Source organism: Nonomuraea sp. CA-143628, assembly GCF_050942315.1.
Taxonomy (GTDB): domain Bacteria; phylum Actinomycetota; class Actinomycetes; order Streptosporangiales; family Streptosporangiaceae; genus Nonomuraea.
The window spans coordinates 11462867-11478468 of the sequence record NZ_CP192072.1 but is presented as its reverse complement, the minus strand read 5'-3'; the positions used below and the strand labels follow the sequence as shown (position 1 = coordinate 11478468).

Below are 15602 nucleotides of genomic sequence, written 5' to 3'. Positions count from 1 at the left end.
GAAAGAACGACATCGAAGACCAGTTGCTCCGCTCGGTCACATGTCGGCGATGAGTTTGTCCACCCGCTCGTCGACGCTGCGGAACGGGTCCTTGCACAGCACGGTCCGTTGCGCCTGGTCGTTCAGCTTCAGGTGCACCCAGTCCACGGTGAAGTCGCGCCGCTTCTCCTGTGCCTTGCGGATGAACTCGCCGCGCAGTCGCGCCCGGGTGGTCTGCGGCGGCACCGACTTCGCCTCGAAGATCTTGATGTCGGAGGCCACCCGCTCCACCGCGCCGCGCCGCTGCAGCAGGTAGAACAGCCCGCGCTTGCGGTGCACGTCGTGGTAGGCAAGGTCCAGCTGGGCCACCCGGGGCGAGGACAGTGGCAGGTCGTACTTCTTCCGGTACCGCTCGATCAGCTGGTACTTGATCACCCAGTCGATCTCGCGGGACACCAGGTCCAGGTCCCCGGTCTCCACCGCCCGCAGGGTGCGCTCCCACAGGTCCAGCACCCTGCGGGTGATCGGGTCGCCGCCGTGCCGGTCCACGAAGTCCTTGGCCTTGCCCAGGTACTCCTGCTGGATCTCCAGCGACGACGCCTCCCGCCCGTTGGCCAGCCGGACCCGCCGCCGCCCGGTCATGTCGTGGGAGACCTCGCGGATCGCCCGGATCGGGTTCTCCAGGCTCATGTCGCGCATCACGATCCCGGCCTCGACCATGCGCAGCACCAGGTCGGTCGCGCCGACCTTGAGCAGCATCGTGGTTTCGCTCATGTTCGCGTCGCCGACGATGACGTGCAGGCGGCGGAACCGTTCGGCGTCGCCGTGCGGCTCGTCCCGGGTGTTGATGATCGGCCGGGACCGGGTGGTCGCCGACGACACGCTCTCCCAGATGTGCTCGGCGCGCTGCGACACGCAGTAGACCGCCCCGCGCGGGGTCTGCAGCACCTTGCCCGCGCCGCAGATGATCTGCCGGGTGACCAGGAACGGGATCAGCACGTCGGCCAGCGGTCCGAACTCGCCGTGCCGGCCCACACAGTAGTTCTCGTGACAGCCGTAGGAGTTGCCGGCCGAGTCGGTGTTGTTCTTGAACAGGTAGACGTCGCCGGCGATGCCCTCCTCGCGGAGCCGCTTCTCGGCGTCGACGAGCAGCCCCTCCAGGATGCGCTCGCCTGCCTTGTCGTGAGTGACCAGCTCGACCACGTTGTCGCACTCGGGAGTGGCGTACTCGGGATGGCTGCCCACGTCCAGATACAGCCGGGCGCCGTTGCGCAGGAAGACGTTGCTCGACCGGCCCCAGGACACGACTCCCCGGAACAGATACCGGGCCACCTCGTCCGGGGACAGCCTGCGCTGACCCCGGAACGTGCACGTGGCGCCGTATTCGGTCTCCACGCCAAAGATGCGACGATCCATTACCTCACAATATTCTTCCCCCGCGCCGATGGCAGGGATGATCTTGATTGGGAATGGATCCCTTTGTTCGCCGCGCACGGCGGCACGCCGTTGCAATCTCGGCGGAACGTCTGATTTGTGGAAACGCCAGAACTGGCCGTAGGCACCCGCCTCGCCTACTCGGCATGCCCACATTCGGACTTCCGTTCGCCTACGAGCCACGGAAGGCGGGTGCGAGGACTCTCGTGGTTGAACGAAGCTGAATCAACCGGCCGGGAGTGGCCAATCGATCAGGTCATGCAGGGCCGCGGGAGCGCCGGTGCACAGTGCCCAGTAGCGGTCGCCGTACGACCAGTGCCACCACTCCGTCGGGTAGTTCACGAAACCGGCTTCGCTCAGGACGCCACCGAGGATGCCACGGTTCCTACGAGCCCGAGCGGAAATGTTGTCCGCTGCCGTGTAGCAGCCGTCATCGCTCTCCTCGGGGCTCGCGTTCACCTCCGTCCCCATGTCCAGCTCCTTGCCGGATTCGGTGCACAGGGTGAGGTCGACGGCCGCGCCGCAGACGTGCGGGCCGATGTGGGGCGGGGCCAGGGAACGGCTGGCCTGTACGTAGACGTGGTCCTCCGGCCAGTCCGGGTTGGCCTCGGCGAGCCTGGCCGCATACGACGAGAAATACTGCTCCTGTAAAACGGGCGGCCGGTACGCCTCCACGATGAGCAGCCGCAGACCGTCGGGAAGGTTCGCTTGAGCACGCAGGAGGCGTTCGACATGCCCCCGGCGGACGTGGGCGTACGCGCCGTCGGGGTCGGCCTGGCGCTCGTCCAACCGCAGGCCGGGAACGGTTCGCAGGTCCACCAGCGGCTCGCCGCGATCCTCTACTGGGATCTTGGCGACGCGGGGGTCCGACATGAGCACGATGTCCGGCACGACGTTCTCCTTAGGGGAGGGGGCAGATCAAGGAGAATGTTCGGTGGCGGCGCTACAAATCCTCTCCAAGAACGCACTAAAGACGGTTACTCGCCCTGCTCGCGGGTGCCGAACTCGGTGAAGACGGCGCCGGCCGCGACCCGCATGGACGCCGCCGCCGGCCCGTCTCCGGTCGCCTCGCGTACGGCGGCCAGGTCCCTCAAGGTGCGTGCCCGGAACAACGGCAGGCCCAGCCGCTCCCACATCTCGACGGACCGGCCGAGATGCCCTTCGGCCAGGTCGTACCGGCAACGGGCCAGATGCAGTTCGCCGATGGTCCGCTCGACGAGCGCCGTGCCGAACCTGTCGCCGTGTCGTTCGCACACCCGCAGCGCCTCGAGGAGGTCGGGCAGGATCGCGGTGTCGTCGGCACCGAGCCGGATCCGGGTCTTGGCCAGGGCCTGCATGGCGTACGCGGTCATCAGCGGGTCGCCGGCCTCCCGCAGCAGGACGACCGCCCGCGCGCACAGCGCCTCCGCGCGGTCCAGCTCGCCGACGGCCCGATGCAGCAGCCCGATGCTCCGCAGCGTGATGCCCTCGCCGCGCCTGCTGCCCAACCGGCGGAAGGCGGCCAGCGCATCGTCGAGCATCGTGCGTGCCGCTTCGAACTCGCCCTGTTCGAGCAGCACCGACCCGGCCAGCCGGCTGACCTCGCCCACCCCGGCGTCATCGCCGAGCGAGCGGAAGGACTCGCCCGCCTGCCGCAGGTGGACCAGCGCCTCGACCAGGTCGCCCTGCTCCCGGCAGGCGTTGCCGATGCCGGCCACGGCCACCGCCTGCCCGCGCGTGTCACCGCCCGCGCGCAGGAGCGGAAGCGCCTGGTGGAAGAAGGCCCGCGCCTCGCGGTAGCGGTCCTGGCGGTAGCGGAGCTGACCGAGCCCCACCAGCAGCGTGGCCTCCGCCAGCGGGTCACCCGCGCGCCGGGCCGCCGCCAGCGCCGACTCATGGGTACGCCGCCACTCCTCGAAACGAGTGTCCAAGGAGAACGACGAGGAGCATAAGGCGGCGGCCACCTCGCAGGCCACCTCGTGCAGACCCATGGCGGCCGCCCGTTCGACGGCGACGACCAGGGCGGAGCTCTCCGCGTTGAACCACGTCAGGAAGTCTCCGGCCGCCCCGTCGGTGACCTCCGGGCCGACCGGCCTGGCCATGGCGTAGTCGCGCCGCAGGGCCAGCGCGCCCGGCGGCCGCGCGGCGGCTGCGCTGGTGAGCAGCCACAGCCATCCGCCCAGGGCGCGGGTCACCGCCGCCGCGCGCTCCACGGGTGGCTCCTCCGCCTCGGCCCGCTCGGCCGCGTAGACGCGCAGCAGGTCGTGCAGCCGGTAGCGGCTCTGGCCGGCCGCGTCCACGGCGATGTGGTCGAGGAGTTGCGCGTCCAGCAGACGCTCGACGACCTCCTCGCCCTCGCTATCCGGTACGTCCAGGAGCGCCCCCATAACCCAGGACGCGAAATCGGGCACTCCTAGCAACCCGAGCAGGCGGAACGCCCGCTTCGCCGCGTCGTCGAGCCCTCGGTAGCTCAACCCGACGCTCGCCCGTACCTCCAGGTCGCCCGCGGTGAGTTCGTCCAGGCGGCGGCGCTCGTCGGCCAGGCGCGTGGCCAGTGTCGTGAGCGGCCAGTGCGGGCGGGCCGCCAGCCGCGCGCCCGCCGTGCGCAGCGCGAGCGGCAGGTGGCCGCACAGCCGGACGATACGCTCACTCGCCTCGTTCTCCGCATGGATTCGCTCAGTACCGGCGATACGGGCGAGCAGGTCCACGCCCGCGTCGGTGTCGAAGACGTCGAGGTCGCTCACCTTCACCCCGTCCAGGCCCACGAGCCTGCGCCGGGCCGTGATCAGTACGGCGCAGGTGGGGCTGCCCGGCAGCAGGGGGCGTACCTGCTGCTCGGTGCCCGCGTCGTCGAGCACCACGAGCAGCCGGCGGCCGGACAGGGCACTTCGGTAGGCGTCGACGCACTCGGGCACGGTCGCTGGGACGGCCGTCGGCGGCACGCCGAGCGCCCGCAGGAAACGCCCGAGCACCTCCAGCGCGGGTGCGGGCGAGCCGGTGACGCCACGCAGGTCGGCGTAGAGCTGCCCGTCGGGGTAGGCCGGGGTCACCTGGTGGGCGACCTTCACCGCGAGCGCCGACTTGCCCACCCCGCCCTTGCCGGAGACGACACACACCGTCAGCGTGTCGCTGGGCGCGGTGAGCAGCGCGGCCAACTCGCCGAGCTCCTTGTCCCTGCCGGTGAAGTCCGCGATGCCGCGAGGCAGATGCGCGGGGACCGCCTCGGGCTCGGCCTGCGGGGGAGGGGACGGTGCCGGGGTCAGGGAGGGATCCGCGCGTAGCACGGCCTCGTACAGCTCCTGCAGCTCCGGTCCGGGATCGACGCCCAGTTCGTCGGCGAGCGCCTGCCGGGCCTCGTGATAGGCGGCCATCGCGTCGGTCTGGCGGCCCAGCCGGTAGAGGGCCTTCATGAGCTGGGCGCGCGGGCGTTCGCGGGCGGGGTGGGTCCGGACCAGCTCGGTCAGCTCGCCGACCACCTCCGCGTGCTTGCCCAGCGTCAGCTCGACGTCGAGGCGCTCCTCCAGGACGAGCAGTCTGGTCTCCTCCAGCCGCGCCGCCTCGCCGCGCAGCGCGTGGCCGATCCCGCCGAGCGCCGTCCCCCGCCACAGTGCCAGCGCCGCGCGCAGACTCTCGGCCGCGCGCTCGTGACCGCCCTCCGCCGCGTGCCGGCGGCCGTCGGCCACCAGCTGCTCGAACGCCTCCACGTCGAGCTGGCCGGGCCGGAGCAGAGCGGCGTAGCCGGGCGGCCGGGTCTCGATCACCGGCTCGCCGCCGCCCTCGGCCAGCGTCCGGCGCAGTCCGTATACATAGGTCTGTACGAGCGCGTGGGCGCTCTTCGGCGGCTCCTCGCCCCACAGCACGTCCACCAGCCGGTCGCTGGAGACCACTTTCCCGGCGGCCAGCAGCAGAACGGTCAGGAGCGCACGAGGTTTCGGGCCGCCCAGCGGCAGGCACCGCCCGCCGTCCCAGGCTTCGACGGGACCGAGCAGACGGAACTCCATCAATCCCCCTCGGGCCCCCGGGACTTGACCTTGTACCGCAGTGATAGCACCGCGCCCTCTCCAACGGAACCCGCGCCGCTACAGAAGTCGCTGGAGCCCGTTTACAGAGAACTTGGAGCCACCCATTACAGCCTTTGTCACGAAGGCGCACCACTGCTCCGAGAGGACAATAATGACCATTCTTCGCCGCCTTTGCGGCACGGCCGTCGTCACCGCCCTCGCCGGCACGGGATTGATCGCCCTGACCGCCGCGCCCGCGGCCGCCGTCTCCCGCGCCGGCATCGTCTCCGTCGCTCAAAGCCAGCTCGGCAACGCCTCGCGCAACCACGAGGATCCGGCGGGCAGCGGCTGCAACTACTACACCGGGTACTTCCGGCCGTGGAAGCCCGCCTCCGGATGCCCCAGCAGCGACGGAGTCCAGTGGCGCAACAGCGACTGGTGCGCGGACTTCTCCAAGTACGTGTGGAAGAACGCGGGAGTGCCCGACGCCGAGGTCGATGAGACGAATGGGGGCGTACTCACCGGCTGGGCGAGCTCTTTCAAGGACTACGGCACCAAGCACGGAACCTGGCACGCGCGTTCCACCGGTTACGCGCCCCAGCCCGGCGACGCGGTCGTCTTCGACTGGGACCAGAGCGGCGACATCGACCATGTCGGGATCGTCAAGTCCTCGAACGCCAGCACCGTGTACACCATCGAGGGCAACAGCGGTAACCGCATCAAGGAGAACAGCTACTCGCGCACGAACATCGACATCGTCGGCTATTCCGCGCCGGTGGGCGGCGAGGACGGTCCGCCCGCCACTCCGGCCACCGACCCGAGCGGCACCAGTGACGTTCGGGCCGACTTCAACGGTGACGGGCTGGACGACGTGGCCGCGTTCTACGACTACCCGGGGGCCCGGACGGTCCTGTTCGTCTGGTCGGCCAAGGCTGGGGGTGGCTTCAACACGCCGGTCAGCATGTGGGATTCGGGAGCGGGGAATTTCGAGCAGCCGCGTGCCAAGGCCATTGCGGGTGACTTCAACGGTGACGGTCTGGCAGACGTCGGTACGTTCTATGACTACTCCGGCGGCCGTACGGGTCTGTGGATCTGGACCGCCAAGGCTGGTGGTGGTTTCAACGCGCCCGTCATGTCCTGGGATTCGGGAGCGGGTAACTTCGAACAGCCGCGCGCCAAAGCCGTCACCGGTGACTTCAACGGCGACGGTCTCGCAGACATCGGTACGTTCTATGACTACCCCGGCGGCCGCACCGGCCTATGGACCTGGACCGCCAAATCCGGCGGCGGCTTCAACGCCCCCGTCATGTCCTGGGATTCGGGCGCGGGGAATTTCGAGCAGCCGCGCGCCAAGGCCATTGCGGGTGACTTCAACGGCGACGGTCTGGCAGACGTCGGTACGTTCTACGACTACTCCGGCGCCCGTACGGGTCTGTGGATCTGGACCGCCAAGGCCGGGGGCGGCTTCAACGCCCCCGTCATGTCCTGGGATTCGGGCGCGGGGAATTTCGAGCAGCCGCGCGCCAAGGCCATTGCGGGTGACTTCAACGGTGACGGCCTGGCAGACGTCGGTACGTTCTACGACTACTCCGGCGCCCGCACGGGTCTGTGGATCTGGACCGCCAAGGCCGGGGGCGGCTTCAACGCCCCCGTCATGTCCTGGGATTCGGGAGCGGGGAATTTCGAGCAGCCCCGCGTCAAAGCCGTCACCGGTGACTTCAACGGCGACAACATGACCGACATCAGCACCTTCTATGACTACTCCGGCGGCCGCACCGGTCTGTGGACCTGGACCGCCAAGGCCGGCGGCGGCTTCAACGCCCCCGTCATGTCCTGGGACTCCGGGGTGGGCAACTGGGACCAGTTCCGTACCAAGCCTGTCTGATCGTGCGAGCTGGCTGCGGCGCGCAAGTCGCAGCCAGCGGACTTCTCACCCCTTTTTTGGAGAAAATCATGAAGATCACCCGTCTCATCGCAACCCCGCGTTTACCCTTCACCCGCCGCCTGACCGTATCGGCCGCCTTGGCCGCAGGACTCCTCGCCGGAGGTGCTCTCCCTGCGGCAGCACAGGAGCCGACCCCCGCCCCCACCACCAGCCGCGTCCCCGGCCCGGCCGGCGAGCCGGTGCCCGAGTCGCTCGCGGCGTCACTGTCCTACACCGCCTGCGTTCCGGGCGGCGAGACCAGCGCGGACACCGCGATCGCCAACCAGGTCCGGCCGCAGATGAATGGCCCCCGCATGGGGAAGAGCGTGAACGCCTACAACGTCTCGTGCGCCCGGATCATCACGGCCACGTCCAAGGGCCGAGGGCTGGACAAGCGAGCGGCGGTGATCGCCGTGACCACGGCCATCACCGAGAGCACCCTGCACAACTACACGGAGGCCGGCGATCATGACAGCCTGGGGCTGTTCCAGCAGCGTCCGTCCCAGGGCTGGGGCACGCCCGCGCAGTTGATCGACCCCGTGTACGCGACCAACGCGTTCCTCAACGCCATGCTGCGCAAATATCCGAACAACTCCTGGATGAGCGGGGACATAGGCGCCATCTGCCAGAAGGTGCAGGTGTCGGCGGTCCCGGACGCCTACGCCAAGGAGGTCCACGACGCCCAGCTTCTGGTCGACGCTCTGTGGGACGTGGGGACGACACCGTCGACGGACCCTCCGTCCGGCACCTCGGAGGTGAAATCGGACTTCAACGGTGACGGGCTGGAGGATGTGGCCGCGTTCTACGACTACCCGGGGGCCCGGACGGTTCTGTTCGTCTGGTCGGCTAAGGCTGGTGGTGGCTTCAACACGCCGGTCAGCATGTGGGATTCGGGCGCGGGGAATTTCGAGCAGCCGCGTGCCAAGGCCATTGCGGGTGACTTCAACGGTGACGGCCTGGCAGACGTCGGTACGTTCTATGACTACTCCGGCGGCCGTACGGGTCTGTGGATCTGGACTGCCAAGGCCGGGGGTGGCTTCAACGCCCCCGTCATGAGCTGGGATTCGGGAGCGGGGAACTTCGAGCAGCCGCGCGCCAAGGCCGTCACCGGTGACTTCAACGGCGACAACATGACCGACATCGGCACCTTCTACGACTACTCCGGCGGCCGCACGGGTCTGTGGATCTGGACTGCCAAGGCTGGTGGCGGCTTCAACGCCCCCGTCATGTCCTGGGATTCGGGAGCGGGGAATTTCGAGCAGCCGCGCGCCAAGGCCATCGCGGGTGACTTCAACGGCGACGGTCTCGCAGACGTCGGTACGTTCTACGACTACTCCAGCGCCCGCACGGGCCTGTGGATCTGGACTGCCAAGGCCGGGGGCGGCTTCAACGCCCCCGCCATGTCCTGGGATTCGGGGGCGGGTAACTTCGAGCAGCCCCGCGCCAAGCCCATCGTCGGTGACTTCAACGGCGACAACATGACCGACATCAGCACCTTCTATGACTACTCCGGCGGCCGCACGGGCCTGTGGATCTGGACTGCCAAGGCCGGGGGCGGCTTCAACGCCCCCGCCATGTCCTGGGACTCCGGCGCGGGCAACTTCGAACAGCCCCGCGTCAAAGCCGTCACCGGTGACTTCAACGGCGACAACATGACCGACATCAGCACCTTCTACGACTACTCCGGCGGCCGCACCGGCCTATGGACCTGGACCGCCAAGGCCGGCGGCGGCTTCAACGCCCCCGCCATGACCTGGGACTCCGGAGCGGGCAACTGGGACCAGTTCCGTACCAAGCCGATCTAAGGTCCTCACCACACGTGACCGCCGCGATGATCACCGATCATCGCGGCGGTCGACGTGCACGCCGCCCGGCCTGAGACGGAAGTGGCTGATGGGCACATAGTGATACATCGGGCATGGCACCATTTCTGGTGTGAATGCGGTCAAGCAGGTGCCTCGGGGCGGGGATCGGCTGATCCGTGTGTCCATGACGGTCGTGGTGTTGGCGGTCGCGGCGGTGGCCGCGTGGGTGTCGTACTGGCATGCGGTGGCGGTGATCGAGAAGTACGGTGCCGAGGACGAGATGTCGGCGCATCTGGTCCCGGCGACTGTTGACGGCATGATCTACGCCTCCTCGATGGTGCTGCTGTGGTGTGCTCGCTACCGCCTGAAGGTGCCGTCACTGGCTCGCTGGGCGCTGGCGCTGGGAGTCGCCGCGACGCTGGCGGCGAACATCTTGCACGGCATCGAGCGGGGGCCCTTGGCCGCGGCGCTGGCCGCGTGGCCGGCGATCGCGTTGGTGATCTCCTATGAGCTGATCATGTGGGTGGTCCGCTCGGGTCGCGAACTCGCCGATCGCGCGTACGACGCGGGGGAGCCTGAGCACGCGTACGACGCGGGGCAGCCCGAGCGAGCGCTCGCCGAGCCCGCGCCCCCGAGCGTCCCCGCGGACCAGGCGCCGCGGGTGCCGCAGCCCGGACCAGTGGTGCACGCCACGCCGCAGAGCGACCCTGGCGAACCGACGCAGGGAACAGGCGAGCGCCGGTCAGTGTCCGCCGAGCCCGAACTGGCAGCCGCACAGGCAGGCCAAGACGTGCCGGCGGGCGAGGTCCGTGAGGACAGTGACCGGCGGGCGCAGATGAGCGACGTCCCCGAGGACAGCGACCGGCGGGCGCGGGTGGCGGCCTTGCTTGCTCAGGATCCCAACATGACCGGGGCCGCGCTCGCCCGTACGCTCGGGGTGCACGAGACCACCGGGCGCAAATACCGCCGCGAAGCACTCAACGGCAACGGCCGCTCCGCATGACGCCAAGCCGGGGCGTGCCTCCGGCCGGGTCAGTGCGGCGGGCGCTGGGTCATTCGCCGTTCACTAACTAGGAAGTATGCACTTCTACGCTTCGGACGTGAGTGACGAGGCGATGCAACCGACCGGGGCTTGACGTCAGAGCGCACGGGTGGCGGTTGACGTCCAGTCACGTCTGCATCCCACCGCTACGCTAGGAGAAAGCGTCATGAGCTCCACTGCGGTCAACGTCGTGCTCGTGCACGGCGCGTTCGTCGACGGGTCGGGCTGGCAGGGTGTCTACAACCTGCTCACGCAGGACGGCTACCGGGTCAGCGTCGTCCAGAACCCCACGGTGACGCTGGAGGGGGACACCGAGTTCACGCGGCGGGTCCTGGACCTCCAGGACGGTCCCACCGTGCTCGTCGGACACTCCTACGGTGGCGTGGTCATCACCGAGGCCGGTACCCATCCGCGGGTGTCGGCGCTCGTCTACGTCGCCGCGTTCATGCCCGACAAGGGCGAGAGCGTGCAGTCACTGCTCGCCGACGCGCCGCCGGGTGCTCCGGCGCCGCCGATCGTTCCCCTGGAGGGCGGGTTCTTGGCTCTTGAACGGGACAAGTTCCACGGCGCCTTCGCGGGCGATCTGCCGGCGGAGCTGGCGGCGTTCATGGCCGACTCGCAGGTGCCGTGGGGCGTCGGGGCGGCCGGTGCCGCGGTCACCGAACCCGCCTGGCGCACCAAGCCGGCCTGGTACCTGGTCGCCTCCGGTGACCAGACGATCCCGCCGCCCGCTCAGCGGGCGATGTCCGGGCGGGCGGGTGCCACCGTGGTCGAAGCCGAGGGCAGCCACGCCATCTACATCTCCCAGCCGGAGGCCGTCGTCGCGCTGATCAAGCAGGCGGCCGCCGGCGGCTGAGCGAACGATCCATGGCAGCCCGGCGGTAAGTCCGCCGGGCTGCCCCGGCATCAGCTGGCGGGGGTGTGGCCCGCGCCGGTCTTGTCGGCCGTCTGGGTGGTAGGTGTCCGTACGTTGTCGCGCTTCACCGTCGGCACGCTGTTGGCGAACGTCTCAGTCGCGTACGCCGCGCCGTCCGCGAGCTCGTTGAGGAGGGTCGTGTTGACGTTGTTGTAGGTGTCGCAGGCCTGGTGGTAGCAGGGGTCATAGGCCACCCCGGCCGTGCCGCCGAAGACAGTGGCCTCCTCAGCCGTCTTGACGGTGTCGGTGCCGGACCGCACGCCGCCCGCCGGTATGCCCGCGTCCATGAACGACTGGTAGTCGGAGGTACCGGTGAACGCGTCCTGCTTGAGCGGGAGCTTGCGCCCGGCGTAGTAGTCGGTGAAGGTCTTCTCGATCGCGGCCGAGCCGGCCGGCGGCTTGGAGCTGTTGGTGCCGAGTGAGTCGTCACCGTCCAGGACACCGCGGACCCCGTTCGGGGAGCCGATCATGTCGAGGTTCAGGTAGAGCGCGATCTTGGCCTTCTCTTCGGCGCTGAGGTTCGCCACGTAGTACTTGGAGCCGAGGTCGCCGCCTTCCTCGGCGCCCCAGAAGGTGAAGCGGACCCGGTTGTTGACCCGGCCGCGGATCTCGCCGAGCTTCTGGGCGATGGTGAGGACCGTCCCCGCGCCGCTGCCGTTGTCGTTGATGCCGGGGCCCGCGGCCACGCTGTCGAGGTGGGCGCCGACGGTGACCACGCGGTCAGGGTCGCCGTACGCGGTCTCGGCCACGATGTTGGACGTCGTGCGCTGCTCGCTGATGGTGTCGGTCTTGATGCGGAGTTTCAGGTCGCCCGCCTTCGCCGCCTGAACCAGTTCGACGCCCAGTTTGTTGGTGAAGCCGATCAGCGGGATGGTGAACGGGCGCAGCGCCGTACCCTCAACTGGCGCATCGGGGACATCAGGCCGCTGGTAGTAGGCGACCGCGCTCGCGCCGGCCTTCTGGGCGTTGTCCGTCTTGACCTCGAAGGTGCAGCCGCCCCGGCGGATGAGCGCGATGCTGCCGGTGGTGAAACCGGCGAAGTCGTCGGCCTCGCAGCCGCTGCCCAATCCGGCCGCGTCGGGATCCACGGCCACCGCGGGGGCCGTCACGTCGCCGGCGCCCGAGTAGTCGAGGGTGCGGTAGTCGGTGCCATGGGTGTATGAGGCCGGGGACGGAGCGGTCTGCGCGAAGACCGAGGGTGTGACTTCTTTATAGAAGGGAAAATCGAAGCGCTGGATCGTGGGTTTGTAACCGGCCAATGTGAGTTTGGCCACAACGTAATTCGCTGACTTCTCGAATCCAACCTCGCCAGAAGCCCGGTTACCGCCGTTGTTGTTGGCGATCGTCTGGAATGCCAACTGGTGGGTCCGGATGTCCTTGAGTTGGACCAGGTCAGCGAGGCTCGGGGTGCCGGCGTTGGCGGACGGCGCCGCGCCGAGGGTTGCCGCTAAGCCGATCAAGGTGCCAATAGCTATTTTGCGCACGTGTGCCCTCTCAAGTTCATGACTGACTTCGCGAATCGGAGTCAAGAGATCCGCGCAGAGTCAAGATCATAGCCATGGTTTCTGCGGGATAGGGGGCTTATGCGATAAATCAAGGGATATTCCGGGTTGCGACTCTTTTATGGCCGATGTCCGATCATCTGGGCTGTCGCCCCTGGGTGGAACGGCCATGGAACGCCCTTAGAGCGGAGAACCGTCACCGTTCGAAAGGAGAACCACATGCGCCACCAGACCGGCTTCCAGCGCCGCGTGTTGACCGTCCTGGTCATGCTCGCGATGGCCCTCGGGCTCCCGGCCGCCGCCCAGGCGAGCGCTCTTTCCTCGACTGCCTTGCGCAGCAACGCCGCCGGCACCGCCAAGTGCATCGGCCTGGCGAACAACGGCAGCACCGCCAACGGCACCCCGCTGGTGATCTGGGACTGTCATTTCCACCCCGACCAGATCTGGCAGGGCAACAACGACCGCTCCATCCGTACGCTCGCCGGCAGCGGCAAGTGTGTGGGTCTGGCGAACAACGGGAGCACCGCCAATGGCACTCCGCTGGTGATCTGGGACTGCCACCTTCACCCGGACCAGCAATGGAGGTTCGCGGCCCTGGGCGCCAACATCTACTCCATCCGCAGCTTCGCCGCCAGCACCCCCAAGTGTGTCGGCCTGGCGAACAACGGCAGCACCGCCAATGGCACTCCGCTGGTGATCTGGGACTGCCACCTCCACCCCGACCAGCAATGGGGGCTGCCTGACTCTCCCGCGGTCTTCGGGTTCGCTTCCTGACCGACTTCTTCGCAGCCGAAAGCGCCCAGGTCCAAGTCCTGGGCGCTACCGGCTGACAGGAGACACGTGCTCCCGGGTCTACGCGCGGCCCAGCAGGGCCCGGGCCACGTCGACGTCCGTGATGAGGATGTTGATCCAGCGCCCGCGTACCGCTCCCCGGATCGCGGCCAGCTTGGCCGCCCCGCCCGCGACCCCGATGCGGCGCTCCACCGCGCGCAGCTGGTCGGGGGAGATGCCGATGATGCGGTCGTCGAAGTCGGCTTCCACGGCTCGTCCGTCGGCGTCGAAGTATCGGGTGCAGACGTCGCCCACGGCTCCGAGCTCCTGGAGCTGGCGCTGGTCCTCGGGGGCGATGGCGTTGCCGGAGCGGCGGAGCAGCGGGGAGGGTTCGAGGGTGCCGATGCCGAGAAGTGCCAGCGTGAGCCGAGACCACGACTTCATGACCTCGGCGACGGCGGGCTCCTTCGACAGCATGTCGCGGAGTTCGCGGCTGTGGACGAGCGCGGCCGACGGCGCGAAGACGGGCCGCGCTCCGGTCAGCTCGGCGAGGCGGCTGGTGAGGCGGGTCGCGTGCAGTTGCACTTCGGGGCTGCCCGATCCGCCGACTATCTGAACGACCTCTTCGGCGACGGGGGTCGTCTTGGCCCGCATGACGTTGATCGCCTCCAGGAGCGTCGCGCTCCAGGAGGAGATGCCGATGACGTCGCCGCCTTTGAGCGTGGCGTCGAGGTAGGTGGCCGTCGCGGCGGCGAGCGCGGGGATGACGTCGGGCCCCACGCCCTCGGTCTCGACGACGACGGCGTCGCGCAGCCCGTACTGCTCGACGAGGGCTTCCTCGAGCTCGGCGTGCACGCCGTCGGGGGAGACGACCACAGTGCGTACGACAGCGCGGTCGGCCGCCTCTTTGAGGAGGCGCGAGACGCGCGGCTGCGACATGTTGAGATGGGCGGCGATCTCTGGCTGGCGTAGCCCGCGCTCGTGGTACATGCGGGCCACCTTGACCAGCAGCCGCATGTGGTCGGGGCTGGGAGTCGAAGCGATCACCACGTGAGTTCCCCGTCCTTCCTCGCTCCGGTGAGCGCGTCGCCCGGAGCGTCCGGTCTGCATGCTAGACGTTGGAGTGGCTAGAGGCGATGTCGTCGCCCCTAGCCTCCGGCGCCTCAGAGTTTCGCGAAGACGCCGTACTGGTCGGCGTTGTCCTTCGTGATGATCTCGCAGTCGATCGACTGCTTCTCCGGCTGCCCGGTCGCGCCGGTCTTGACGAACTTGTCGGCCTGCTCGACCGCGGTCGTGGCGCCGAGCGCGGCCGGCTGCAGGGACGTGGCGAGCATGGTTCCGGCCTTGATCTGCGCGATGGCGTCCGGGCTGCCGTCGAAGCCGACGACGATGACGCCGGTCTTCTTGGCGGCCTTCAACGCCGCCACGGCGCCGAGTGCCATCGTGTCGTTGCCGGCGATCACGCCTTGGATGTCCGGGTTGCGCTGGAGGATGGTCTCCATCTTGCTGAAAGCCTCCTGCTGGTCCCAGTTCGCGGTCTGCTGGGCGACCCGCTTCAGGTCCGGGTACTGCGAGATGACGTCGCCGAAGCCCTTGGAGCGCACGCCGGCGTTGGTGTCGGATTCCTTGCCGGTGAGCTCGACGTAGTTGCCCTTCTCCTTCATACCCTTCACGAACTCCTGGGCGGCGAGCTGGGCTCCCTGGGCGTTGTTGGAGACGATCTGGGCCTTGGCGATGCCGGTCTGGTTGATCTCCCGGTCGATCAGGAAGACCGGGATCCCGGCGGTCGTGGCCTTCTGGACGGGGCCGATGGAGGCGTCGGCGCCGGCGTTGTCAAGGATGATCGCCGCGGCCTTGCGCGAGATGGCCGAGTCGATCAGCTCGCTCTGCTTGTTCGGGTCGTCGTCGTGGGAGTCCACCGAGGTCTGGTAGCCGAGCGACTCGGCCTTCTTCTTGGCCGCGTCCGCCTCGGCCTTGAAGAACGGGTTGTCCGGCGAGGGGGTGATGATCGCGATCAGGTTGCTCTTGGGCGCGGAGGCGCTCGACGACGAGGAGGCGCTCGACGACGTCGAGGCCGCGGGTTCGCCGGATGATCCGCATGCGGTCAGCGTCAGCAGCCCTGTGGTCAGGGCCGCCGCGGCCTGGACGACCAGGCGACGGCTGGGGTGGGACATGGTTTACCTCCTGGAAGACGCGCCGGCGAGGACGCGGGATGGGGGGTGAGATGAGGGTCGGCGTCTGGAAAAGAT

Annotated in this window: 11 protein-coding genes; 5 read left to right on the top strand and 6 right to left on the bottom strand. The window is 68.7% G+C overall.

Annotated features, from left to right (window positions below; translation table 11 throughout):
- Positions 1-36 precede the first annotated feature (36 nt).
- The 3 genes from pafA to ACQP2T_RS51820 form a co-directional block, all read right to left on the bottom strand.
- Positions 37-1395, bottom strand: coding sequence for a Pup--protein ligase (gene pafA, locus ACQP2T_RS51830; RefSeq protein ID WP_433512176.1), 1359 nt, complete (start codon positions 1393-1395; stop codon positions 37-39).
- Between the two features lie 243 nt (positions 1396-1638).
- A complete protein-coding gene (locus tag ACQP2T_RS51825; RefSeq protein WP_433512175.1) occupies positions 1639-2304 on the bottom strand; it encodes a M15 family metallopeptidase in 666 nt (221 codons plus the stop codon).
- Positions 2305-2390: 86 nt separating this feature from the next.
- Positions 2391-5393: a BTAD domain-containing putative transcriptional regulator gene (locus tag ACQP2T_RS51820; RefSeq protein WP_433512174.1), complete on the bottom strand. Its 3003-nt coding sequence runs from the start codon at positions 5391-5393 to the stop codon at positions 2391-2393.
- Between the two features lie 172 nt (positions 5394-5565).
- On the opposite strand from ACQP2T_RS51820, the gene ACQP2T_RS51815 reads away from it, so the two are divergent.
- The 4 genes from ACQP2T_RS51815 to ACQP2T_RS51800 all read left to right on the top strand — a co-directional run bounded on the left by ACQP2T_RS51815 (position 5566) and on the right by ACQP2T_RS51800 (position 11020).
- Positions 5566-7278: a CHAP domain-containing protein gene (locus tag ACQP2T_RS51815; protein WP_433512173.1), complete on the top strand. Its 1713-nt coding sequence runs from the start codon at positions 5566-5568 to the stop codon at positions 7276-7278.
- A 68-nt stretch (positions 7279-7346) separates the two neighbouring features.
- Complete coding sequence (locus ACQP2T_RS51810) at positions 7347-9122, top strand: FG-GAP repeat domain-containing protein (protein ID WP_433512172.1); 1776 nt, start codon at positions 7347-7349, stop codon at positions 9120-9122.
- A 130-nt stretch (positions 9123-9252) separates the two neighbouring features.
- Positions 9253-10125: a DUF2637 domain-containing protein gene (locus ACQP2T_RS51805; protein ID WP_433512171.1), complete on the top strand. Its 873-nt coding sequence runs from the start codon at positions 9253-9255 to the stop codon at positions 10123-10125.
- Between the two features lie 205 nt (positions 10126-10330).
- Complete coding sequence (locus ACQP2T_RS51800) at positions 10331-11020, top strand: alpha/beta fold hydrolase (protein WP_433512170.1); 690 nt, start codon at positions 10331-10333, stop codon at positions 11018-11020.
- A gap of 50 nt (positions 11021-11070) precedes the next feature.
- Here the strand turns inward: ACQP2T_RS51800 and ACQP2T_RS51795 are convergent, their stop codons facing one another.
- On the bottom strand, positions 11071-12540 hold the full coding sequence (locus tag ACQP2T_RS51795) for a M20/M25/M40 family metallo-hydrolase (protein WP_433512169.1): 1470 nt from the start codon (positions 12538-12540) through the stop codon (positions 11071-11073).
- 261 nt (positions 12541-12801) lie between these two features.
- Between ACQP2T_RS51795 and ACQP2T_RS51790 the strand changes: the two genes are divergently transcribed.
- Positions 12802-13356 (top strand): RICIN domain-containing protein, encoded by a 555-nt coding sequence (locus ACQP2T_RS51790; RefSeq protein ID WP_433512168.1) that lies wholly within the window; start codon positions 12802-12804, stop codon positions 13354-13356.
- A gap of 78 nt (positions 13357-13434) precedes the next feature.
- On the opposite strand, the gene ACQP2T_RS51785 is transcribed toward ACQP2T_RS51790, so the two are convergent.
- Positions 13435-14403, bottom strand: coding sequence for a sugar-binding transcriptional regulator (locus ACQP2T_RS51785; protein WP_433512167.1), 969 nt, complete (start codon positions 14401-14403; stop codon positions 13435-13437).
- 113 nt (positions 14404-14516) lie between these two features.
- The gene (locus ACQP2T_RS51780; RefSeq protein WP_357941627.1) at positions 14517-15527 is read right to left on the bottom strand and encodes a D-ribose ABC transporter substrate-binding protein; all 1011 of its coding nucleotides are present in this window, start codon (positions 15525-15527) and stop codon (positions 14517-14519) included.
- Positions 15528-15602: the final 75 nt, after the last annotated feature.

Coding starts and splice junctions, on each gene's coding strand:
- pafA (WP_433512176.1), bottom strand. CDS start 1,395: ATGGATCGTCGCATCTTTGGCGTGGAGACCGAATACGGCGCCACGTGC.
- ACQP2T_RS51820 (WP_433512174.1), bottom strand. CDS start 5,393: ATGGAGTTCCGTCTGCTCGGTCCCGTCGAAGCCTGGGACGGCGGGCGG.
- ACQP2T_RS51815 (WP_433512173.1), top strand. CDS start 5,566: ATGACCATTCTTCGCCGCCTTTGCGGCACGGCCGTCGTCACCGCCCTC.
- ACQP2T_RS51810 (WP_433512172.1), top strand. CDS start 7,347: ATGAAGATCACCCGTCTCATCGCAACCCCGCGTTTACCCTTCACCCGC.
- ACQP2T_RS51800 (WP_433512170.1), top strand. CDS start 10,331: ATGAGCTCCACTGCGGTCAACGTCGTGCTCGTGCACGGCGCGTTCGTC.
- ACQP2T_RS51790 (WP_433512168.1), top strand. CDS start 12,802: ATGCGCCACCAGACCGGCTTCCAGCGCCGCGTGTTGACCGTCCTGGTC.
- ACQP2T_RS51780 (WP_357941627.1), bottom strand. CDS start 15,527: ATGTCCCACCCCAGCCGTCGCCTGGTCGTCCAGGCCGCGGCGGCCCTG.